Annotated in this window: 8 protein-coding genes and 1 pseudogene; 6 read left to right on the forward strand and 3 right to left on the reverse strand. The window is 66.6% G+C overall.

Annotation, left to right across the window (positions count from 1 at the left end):
• Together ACRDUX_RS28605 and ACRDUX_RS28610 are read left to right on the forward strand one after the other, a co-directional pair.
• A pseudogene (locus tag ACRDUX_RS28605) lies at positions 1-478 on the forward strand (hypothetical protein); the annotation flags it as partial.
• Between the two features lie 585 nt (positions 479-1,063).
• Complete coding sequence (locus tag ACRDUX_RS28610; protein ID WP_526418848.1) at positions 1,064-1,666, forward strand: hypothetical protein; 603 nt, start codon at positions 1,064-1,066, stop codon at positions 1,664-1,666.
• A 155-nt stretch (positions 1,667-1,821) separates the two neighbouring features.
• Here the strand turns inward: ACRDUX_RS28610 and ACRDUX_RS28615 are convergent, their stop codons facing one another.
• The gene (locus ACRDUX_RS28615; protein ID WP_526418849.1) at positions 1,822-3,186 is read right to left on the reverse strand and encodes an FAD-dependent oxidoreductase; all 1,365 of its coding nucleotides are present in this window, start codon (positions 3,184-3,186) and stop codon (positions 1,822-1,824) included.
• 51 nt (positions 3,187-3,237) lie between these two features.
• The gene (locus ACRDUX_RS28620; RefSeq protein ID WP_526418851.1) at positions 3,238-3,774 is read right to left on the reverse strand and encodes a GNAT family N-acetyltransferase; all 537 of its coding nucleotides are present in this window, start codon (positions 3,772-3,774) and stop codon (positions 3,238-3,240) included.
• Positions 3,775-3,830: 56 nt separating this feature from the next.
• Between ACRDUX_RS28620 and ACRDUX_RS28625 the strand changes: the two genes are divergently transcribed.
• Positions 3,831-4,025: a DUF1737 domain-containing protein gene (locus ACRDUX_RS28625; RefSeq protein WP_526418853.1), complete on the forward strand. Its 195-nt coding sequence runs from the start codon at positions 3,831-3,833 to the stop codon at positions 4,023-4,025.
• Between the two features lie 3 nt (positions 4,026-4,028).
• On the opposite strand, the gene ACRDUX_RS28630 is transcribed toward ACRDUX_RS28625, so the two are convergent.
• A complete protein-coding gene (locus ACRDUX_RS28630; protein ID WP_526418854.1) occupies positions 4,029-5,669 on the reverse strand; it encodes a peptide chain release factor 3 in 1,641 nt (546 codons plus the stop codon).
• 193 nt (positions 5,670-5,862) lie between these two features.
• Here ACRDUX_RS28630 and efeU point away from each other — a divergent pair, with 193 nt between their 5' ends.
• The 3 genes from efeU to ACRDUX_RS28645 form a co-directional block, all read left to right on the forward strand.
• Complete coding sequence (efeU, locus tag ACRDUX_RS28635; RefSeq protein ID WP_526418856.1) at positions 5,863-7,470, forward strand: iron uptake transporter permease EfeU; 1,608 nt, start codon at positions 5,863-5,865, stop codon at positions 7,468-7,470.
• Positions 7,460-8,695 (forward strand): iron uptake system protein EfeO, encoded by a 1,236-nt coding sequence (efeO, locus tag ACRDUX_RS28640; protein WP_526418858.1) that lies wholly within the window; start codon positions 7,460-7,462, stop codon positions 8,693-8,695. Before efeU ends, efeO begins: the two co-directional genes overlap by 11 nt.
• On the forward strand, positions 8,695-9,594 hold a 900-nt coding region (locus ACRDUX_RS28645), incomplete at its 3' end, for a Dyp-type peroxidase (protein ID WP_526418860.1). The genes efeO and ACRDUX_RS28645, both read left to right, overlap by 1 nt.

The raw sequence follows: 9,594 nt of genomic DNA on the forward strand, positions 1-9,594 counted from the left end.
GGTCTGCCCGGCGGCGATGGGTAACGTCACCTGCCCGCTCAAACCGGAATCCATGACGCGCGTTCGTAACGGTGTCCCCGTCGCGGAGCCGACGTGGCAAGCCCACGAACGAGGATGCTGCGCCAAATCCAGCGTAACGGTCACCCTCACCCCGGATCAGTTCAAACGAGCGCAATGGGATCTGGTCCCAGGGAGCTGGGAACACGCGGTGTACTTCGAAGCCGCTCGCGCACTCACCGAACAACGATTCAGCCATCTCAAGTCGGCCCACGTCACGGGTTTGAGACAGCTCACCAGTGGGCCACGACGCGACCCCATGATCAAGCTGATCCTCGCAATGGCCGTCGTTGCCTCCAACCGGGAGAGTCAGTCGAACTTCAATCCTGCGCGGATCAGAGAGGAGTCCATCGACATCCGGATGCGTCAGCTCGCCACCGACCTCGGCTACGAACCCGCCCGCACACCGCCGCGGACCTAGAACCTCCCACACGATGGACCGCGTCACCGAGGCGCGGTCCATCGCCATGTCCGCATCAGAAACAAGTCGGTGGAGTCAAACGATCCATATTCAACGAGCCGCCACAAAACGCCCGCTGCCAGCGGGGACGACCACCATGTCGCATGGCGAGGAGGACCGTTGATGCCGCAAGACGCAGCCGGCGGGAGGCCGGCGCGGCACCACCGGATTCAGCCGCTTGACCGGGCTAAAGTCGGTGGAATACGCGGAAAAAGTCGGTGGAATCAATTCCCGAAACACACCTCTGACCTGGTTTCAAGATCCACACACAATGAGCGGTTCCACGAACCGCAGGCATAAAGGTCACGAACTCGAAAGGGTTCGTGACCTTATGTGTTTGGGTGGGCAGTGCCTCAGTGAACCTCTATGCGGCAGGGCCGCGGGATTTCCAGCGCCAAGCCCCCAACAGATCGTTGCGTGACGCGACGTCGTCTCGATCCGCGAAGTCCACCCTCAGCGTTGTGCGCCACTTGTCGTCGGGGCGCCAACAACCCCTGCGCGCGGCGGGATCCAAGCGCCAACCCCGACGAGCAACCGTTCCACGGCTTGGCCCGTGATTGGCGCCAGCTGCTGTTCCCCACCGCCTCCGATGACATGTTCGCCGACGGCTACGCCCAAGCCGTCGCCTTCGCGCTGCTGTTGGCCCGCACCGAGAACATCGACCTCGAAGCCGCCGGCGCGGTTTATTGTTGTTCGGCCGGGCTGAACGAGGAGTGCAGTGCAATGGACACGATCAAGTACGCGACGTTCTGTGCGGCTGCCGTCGCATCGGTGACCGCTTGCGGAGGAGGCGTCTCGCACGACGTCGCGCCTACTGGCCAGTCGGTCGCTTCCCTTGCCGCCACGAGTGAATCCGCATCCCCTTGCTCGTCGGCGACGGCGGATGTCTTGAAGTCGGCCGCACAACGCCGGTACGGGGAACCCGAGAAATCCTGGCCGTACACCGTCTACAAGGTGCTGTGCTCCGGCGATTGGGCGAAGGCCCTGATCGACCCCATAAGGCCCGTCCCCAACACGAATCCCCCCGGCATCGTGCTGTTCCACCACGACGGCGGCGGTTGGCGCGCAGTGCAACTCGGCAGTGGGTTCGATTGCACCGACGAGGGCGTACCACCGTCGATTGCCGCCGAACTCGAATGCAATGGATGAACGCCGCGGGTGCACGCAGAACACTGCAGAGACGTTAGAGCCCAATGCATTTCGACGATCATGAGCCCTCCTTGGGTTAACTTCATTTCCGTACCGGTAGAACCACGGTGCGGTAACGGAGGAGAAGTCATGGACCGTCCGCAGCTACGGCAAGGTCACGGACTCGGTGAGTTCGTGACCTTCGTGGTTTGAGGGTTGCGACGGTTTCCGATGACGACTCGGCGCAGGAGTGACGGCCGCAGCAGGCGGCTCGGCGGGTCGAGAAGCTGCAGCATGCGCATGAATGCTTCAGTCACGTGGATGTCGTCGGCTGCCGCGGCCATCACCTTGCCCGTAAGCCAGTTGGACAGCCGTTGTGGTGCCGAACGCCAATCGTCGGCGGGAGACACGCAGAAGTCGTTGAATCTGTTGGCCTGCCACACCGGGAGCAGCTTCTTGGCGACGGTGCGGAAGTAGCGCCTGCTCAAGTCCTCGTCGGTCTCGGTTAGGCAGTGGCGCAACACGTTCGCTTGCATGGCGGCTGACGTCATTCCTTGGCCATAGACGGGGTTGAAGCTGCAGACGGCATCGCCGATGACGAGCAGTCCCTTGGGAAACCGATCGAGCTTGTCATAGCGGTGCCACACACTTTCTGGGTAGTGCTGCCCGGACACATCACCCAGTGGCTCCGCCGCGCGTAGCGCTGCGGTCATGCGGGACGGCAACAGTTCTGCGGCGGCCGAGAGCAGGCCGGGAAGGTCAGTGGGCAGTGCACGTCCGGCGACGCCGATCAGCGTGAGGATCACCGTGTCGTCTTCGTAGGCAAACAAGCCGGCGCCCGTGGACCTTTGAATGGTGGGAGCGACCGCGACGGCCTTCTCGGTGAGCAATCCGTGGGGGACTCGAAGGAATTGACTCGCGTAGTTCAACTTCACGGAGTAGCTCTGCTCGGCCGGCTTCGGGTAGCCGCAGGCCTTGAGGAAAGCTGGGGTGCGCGCCGAACGGCCCGTCGCGTCGACCACCAAGTCGGTGTCCAAGACGCGTTCCTGCCTGGTCTCGCGGCTGACGACTCGAACCGCGGTCACGCGGTCAGCGTGGCCGACGATCGGCTCAACGACGTCGTGGCCGTCCAGGAACGTCACGTTCTCGATCGCCTGGACCCGCCGCCGGACGTGGGCCTCCAGCAGCGGCCGACTGACCGAATGCACGACTTGAGGGGTCGCGAACTCCCCATGCTGAACCAGCACGTGTTCGCCGACGCGCATGTAGACCATCGCAGGGTCGTCGATGACGTTGGCGCCGGCAGCGACGAGGTCGTCGAACAAACCGGGAAGCAATTCGCCAAGTACCAACGAACCACGACTCAACAGCTGATGCAGGTGCTTGCCCTGCGGTACACCGCGTCGCTGGATCGCCTTCTCGGGCAGCACATCACGCTCCACCACCGTGATTGACCCATAAAAGTCCGAGAGCACACGGGCGGCGAGCAATCCCGCCATGCTTGCGCCGCAGACCACGGCGTTCTGACCCCGCTGGCTCACCGTTGCCCCCGTCCGTACTCCGATGATCTCATCTTCCCGAGAATGAGCCGCCTAGAACAGGTTCTGGCGAGGCTCGGTCGCGGGCAGGCGCATTTTGAATCCGGTGTGTGAGGCGACGAAGCCCAGGCGTTCGTAGAAGCGGTGCGCGTCGTCGCGCGACCTGTCGCTCGTCAGCTGCACCAGCGTGCAGCCCCGCCGCTGCGCCTCTGCCACCGCCCAGCGCAGCATCGCGCTGCCGAGGCCTTCGCCTCGCTGATCCTCCCGCACCCGGACTGCCTCGATCTGAGCGCGGGTGGCGCCGCGGCGTGCGAGCCCGGGCAGGATGCTCAGCTGCAGCGTTCCCACCACCTCACCGTCGCGGTCGGCCACGACGAGTAGCTCACCCGGGGCGGCATTGATTCGTTCGAAGGCATCGAAGTACGGCGTGAGATCGCCGCCAGGCACGTCACCGCGCTCCTGCGCCACCGCGTCGGAGGTGATGAGCCCGACGAGGGCGGGAACGTCGTCCCGGCTCGCGCGGCGCAGTGTGACCGTTGCGGTGGACAACGCCAGGGTCGCGAGGGTGTCGCTGGTGAAATCGCCTGCCATGGTGCGACATTCTGCGGCATGGATCCGACGCCCGCCCCTCGTGGGACCATCGATTCGTGACGGAACCACCGAACGGACTGCCCAGGTACCGCCTGCTCACCGGGCCCGACGACGAGACGTTCTGCAAGCGTGTGAGCGATGCGCTCGACCTCGGTTACCAGCTCTACGGTGACCCGGCGATCAGCCTCGACGCCGGGCGGGCCGTGGTGGCTCAGGCCGTCGTCTGGCGCGACACCTCCCGGTACGTCTGAGCGCTAGTCGTCGCCGGCGGCGACGAGCGAGCGCAGATGCACCGTGGGGTTGTCGCGCTGGAAGCCCTCGAGGCGCCACTTCGTGGAGAAGAGCACGAGGATCACGCCGTCGCTCCGCGTGAAGACCTCCACCGACGGCTGGCGCTGAAGGAACTCGACGTCGTCGGCCTCGGCGACGCGGGCGACGGTGTAGGGCAGTGGCTCCAGCTGGATGGGCGCGCTGAGTTCTCCCGCCATCCGGTGGGTGGCGACTTCGAACTGCATCGGCCCGACCGCGGCGAAGACGGGTGCTTGGTCACCGCGGCGGTCCGAGCGCAGAACCTGAACGACGCCCTCTTGCTCCATCTGCGCGATGCCCTTGCGGAACTGCTTGTGCTTGCTGGGATCCGTGCCGCGGGCGACGGCGAAGTGTTCGGGGGAGAAGCTGGGGATGGGTGGGTACTGCACGGGGATGTCGCGGTAGAGCGTGTCACCGGGGCGCAGCGCGGCGGCGTTCGCGAGCCCGATGACGTCACCCGGCCACGCGGTGTCGAGCGTCGAGCGCTGTTGGCCGAACACCGACTGCGCGTACTTGGTGACGAACGGCTTGCCCGTGGTGGCGTGGGTGAGGACCTCGCCGCGCTCGAACGTGCCGGAGCAGACGCGTGCATACGCGATGCGGTCGCGGTGGGCGGAGTCCATGCCTGCCTGAACCTTGAACACGAATGCGCTGAAGGGCGAGTCGGCGGGGCGCCGATGGCCTTCGACGTCGAGCTGCCCGTTGGGCGAAGGGGCGAGCTGCACCAGCACGTCGAGCAGCTGGTTGACGCCGAAGTTCAAGGCGGCCGAGGTAAAGAGCAGGGGGGTCGTCTCGCAGCCCAGGAACGTCTCCCGGTCGTAGTCCGAGCCATCGGCGGCCAGCAGCTCGGACTCTTCGACCGCGTTGTCCCAGTCGATGCCCGCGGCGTCGTGCGCATCTCCGGGAGCGATGTGCTCCTCGGGGGCGGCCTTGGCGCCACCCGCCGTGCGGGTGAATCGGATGAAGTTTCCGGTGCGCCGGTCGAGAACGCCCTTGAAGTCCCCGGCGATGCCGACGGGCCAGGTCAACGGGGTGGGCCGGAGACCGATTCTGGCGTGGATCTCGTCAAGCAACTCCAGGGCGTCGCGCCCTGGGCGGTCCCACTTGTTGATGACCGTGATGATCGGGATGCGGCGGAGTCGGCAGACCTCGAAGAGTTTGAGCGTCTGAGGTTCCAGACCCTTCGCGGCGTCGATGAGCATCACCGCGCAGTCGACGGCGGTGAGTACGCGGTAGGTGTCCTCGGAGAAGTCGGCGTGTCCCGGGGTGTCGAGCAGGTTGATGACGCAGTCCTGGCCTGCGGTGGAGTAGGGGAACTGCAATGCGGTCGACGTGATCGAGATGCCGCGCGCCTTCTCCATGTCCATCCAGTCCGACACGGTGGCGCGGCGCCCGGACTTGCCGTGGATGGCGCCTGCCTCGGTGATGACGTTGGCGTGCAGAACCAGCGCCTCGGTCAGCGTCGACTTGCCTGCGTCGGGATGGCTGATGACGGCGAAGGTTCTGCGCCGTCGCGCTTCGGCGGTGATGCGGTCTGCCGCCCGCCCGTCGGCGGCCGTCATGACACTGGGGGCGTTATCGGTCATTGCGCCCTCGATGGTATTGGGCGGACGCGGCAATCGATAAATCGTCTCGGCCGGCACGGATCGACCCCAGGCATCTCAGCGCTGAGTGTCCGCTGGCCGAAAGTTGAGAGTTGCCTGGGCATCGGGTCGCAGCCCTGTCGGCTGGGGGAGCGGCAAGCCTAACCTAACTCCCGGTTCGACTGACGGGAGAGACGTGCAGGGCATTTTCGTTGGCACGTTTCTCATCGGTTTGCGTGAAGGTCTCGAAGCCACCCTCATCGTCAGCATCATCGGCGCCTTCCTGACCAGGAATGACAAGCCCGTTCGGCCGATGTTCATCGGGGTAGGCCTGGCCGTCGCGATCAGCGTCGCCGTCGGGGTGGGTCTGGAGATCCTGTCCGCCGCACTGCCCCAGCGGCAGCAGGAGATGCTGGAGACGGTCATCGGCGCCATCGCCGTGGTCTTCGTGACCACGATGATCCTCTGGATGAACCGCAACGCCTCATCCATGAAGGGCGAGTTGGAGCGCGAAGCAGCTCACGCGATCAACGACGGCGGCACCCTCGCACTCGCCGTCATGGCCTTCCTCGCCGTGCTCAAGGAAGGATTCGAGACCGCGGTCTTCCTGCTCGCGGCCGCCCAGGCATCCCAGGGCAATCGGTGGTTCGCCGTCCTTGGCGGTGGGGCGGGCATCGCCGCGGCGGTCGCCATCGGCGTCGGGATCTACTTCGGAAGCCTCAAGCTCAATCTGGGCCGGTTCTTCCGCATCACCGGAATCTTCCTGGTCTTCATCGCCGCCGGCCTGGTGATGAGCAGCCTCCGGACGGCGCACGAGGCCGGCTGGATCACGATCGGCCAGCTCCGCGTGCTCGATCTCTCCTCCTGGATGCCGACGAATTCCGTTGTGGGCGCTGTGATCACGGGAATGTTCGGCATTCCCACCGACCCACGCCTGATCGAGGTGCTCGGCTGGCTGCTGTACGCCGTCCCGGTCCTGATCGTGTTCGGATGGCCCGCCCGACTGGCGCCCGGCACCGTGTGGAAGCGGCGCATCATGGCGGGCATCGCGGTGGCACTCGCCGCCGCTGCGGCGGCCATGGCGGTCTTCATCCCGGATGCAGGCGCAGCGTCGCCGGGGCCGACGAGGACGGTCGCGACGGCGGAGGGCGGGAGCGTCACCGCCACCCTGCGGGCCGACGGCGCCGCCCGTGTTCTGGTGATCGACACGGCCGACGGCAAGGAACAGCGGGTGCCGCTCAGCGCGGCAGGCCAGCAGACGGTTGCCGGACTCGACGTCGACGTCTGGCAGGCGACGGCAACGGCCGACCCCGGGCTGACCACCACTCCGATCGGCCTCGGGCAGCTCGCGACCCTGACCGGCGGACGTCTGCCGGTCGGCCTGGGTACCGCGCGCACGCCGGGACCGTTCGACGCGCAGTGGAGCGCCCGCACCGTCTACACCGTGCTCGCCAACGGTGACGACGTCGTCGCGGCCGAGGCGGCCAGCACCCGCGTGGCGACGCTCGACGGCGGGGGACTGACCGGTCCAAAGACCGTCAGCCTCGGCGGACTCGCCACCGACTGGGCGACCGCCACCGGCGACGACCAGGCGATCGCGAGTGGGATCGCCCAGTCCGCCATGGACCGAACCGAGCGAACGCTGTGGACGGTATGGCTGCCAACGGTTCTGGCGATCTCGGCCATCTTCGTCGTCGTCGCCGCGGTGCGCACGAACCGCAGATCATCGAAGAACGAAAGGGAACCACTGAAACATGGCCACCAAGGTGAATCACCTACCCGCGACGAGATCCGTGTCCCATAGGGTCCTGCTGACCGTACCGGCCCTGGCCGCCGCGGCCGCTCTCACCGTCAGTGCGTGTGGCTCCAGCACCGATGCCGCCAAGAGCTCGGCGAGCAGCACTGCCACCAGTGCCGCGAACGGGGTGAACACGGTGAGCGTGACGTTGGCGAACGACGGTGGGAAGGACGGCTGCTCGCTGGACAACAAGAGCGTGCCCGCGGGCCCGGTGACCTTCAAGGTGACCAACAGCAGCGCGCCAGGCATCACCGAGATGGAACTGCTCAAGGATCAGCGCATCGTCGGCGAGAAGGAGAACCTGGCTCCCGGGCTCGATCCCGTGTCGTTCACGGTCACCCTCGACGGCGGCCAGTACAAGGTGTACTGCCCTGGCGCAGGAACCGAGTACCTCGATCTCGACGTCACCGGCCAGGCCGCTGCCGCTCCCACGGGCACGGTGCCGACGATCCTGAGTCAGGGCACCAAGGACTACTCGGCCTACGTGGTCGATCAGGTCAACCAGCTCGACACCGCCGTCAAGGCACTCGACGCGGCCGTGCAGTCGGGCAACGTGGATGCCGCCAAGGCGGCCTATGCGAAGGCCCGGCCGTTCTACGAGCGGGCCGAGTCCAGCGTCGAGGGTTTCGTCCTGCCCGGTTTCGCGGTCGACGACAACGCAGGAAACCTCGACTACCTCGTCGACATGCGGGAGTCGACGCCGGTCGACGAGAAGGTCGGCTGGAAGGGTTTCCACGCCGTCGAGCGAGATCTGTACCAGGGCAACGCCATTACCCCGGCCACCAAGGCGTTGAGCACCGAACTGGTCGGCAACGTCGGCAAGTTGGTGACCGTCGTCGCGCCCCTGCAGTTCAAGCCGGAGGACCTGGCGAACGGCGCGGCCGACCTGATCGAAGAGGTGCAGAACACCAAGATCACCGGCGAGGAGGAGGGTTTCAGCCACATCGACCTCGTCGACTTCGCCGGAAACGTCGAGGGCGCACAACAGGCCTACGCGTCGCTGCGACCCGGTCTGCAGAAGATCGACCCCGCGCTGGTCACCACGCTCGACCAGCAGTTCCAGACCGTGCTCACCACACTCGACGGGTACCGGGACGCCTCGGCCCCCGGCGGCTACAGGGTGTGGACAGCGCAACTGCGTGGCACCGACGCTCCCAAGCTGACGGCCGTCATCCAGCCACTGCACGAGAGCCTCGCCACCGTCGCCCAGAAGGTGGTCTCGGCCACCTGATGTCGAGTGACGGGCAACCGCCCGCGGACCAGGACACCCCCGGCGAACCCACGCCGGGGGTGTCCCGGCGCGGAATGCTCTCGGGCGCACTGCTCGCAGGACTCGGTGGCGCGGCCATCGGCGCTGCGGGTGGCGGTTCGGCGGCGTGGGCGCTGGCGTCAGACACGACCGCCCCGACGGCTCCGGGAGACTCGGTCGATCTGAGTCGCAGCTACCCGTTCTACGGGCCGGGCCATCAGGCCGGGGTCGCCACGGAACCGCAGCGGCACAGCGTCTTCATGACGTTCCGCCTCGCCGACACGGCTTCCAAGACCTCGCTGCAGACGCTGCTGGCGCGCTGGTCGGCGGCGGCAGCCGTTCTGCAACAGGGCAAGCCGGTCGGTTCGATCGAACCCGACCGCGACGTGGCCCCGCCCACGGACACCGGCGAGGCGTTCGGCCTCAGTCCCGCCAGCCTCACCGTCACGATCGGCCTTGGCCCGTCGCTCTTCGACGGCCGGTTTGGTCTCGGGCCTCACAAGCCGGCGATCTTCTCGGCGCTGCCGACCCTGAACGGTGACACGCTGGATCCGAAGTTCACCGGCGGTGAGCTCTCGGTCCAGGCGTGCGCCGACGATCCGCAGGTCTGCTATCACGCCGTGCGCAACTTGGCGCGGATGGGCCGCAACGTCGTCGCGCCGTTCTGGGCGGTGTTGGGGTTCGGTCGCGCGTCCGCGGGGCCCGGACAGCAGACGCCACGAAACCTGATGGGGTTCAAGGACGGAACGCGCAACGTCGAGACCGACGACCAGTATTCGCGGTACGTCTGGGTCCACAATGGCGACCAGCGGTGGATGGAGGGCGGCACCTACCAGGTGGTGCGCAAGATCCGCATGCTGCTGGAGACGTGGGACACCGAT

It is taken from the genome of Mycobacterium sp., from assembly GCF_050701675.1.
Taxonomy (GTDB): Bacteria; Actinomycetota; Actinomycetes; order Mycobacteriales; family Mycobacteriaceae; genus Mycobacterium.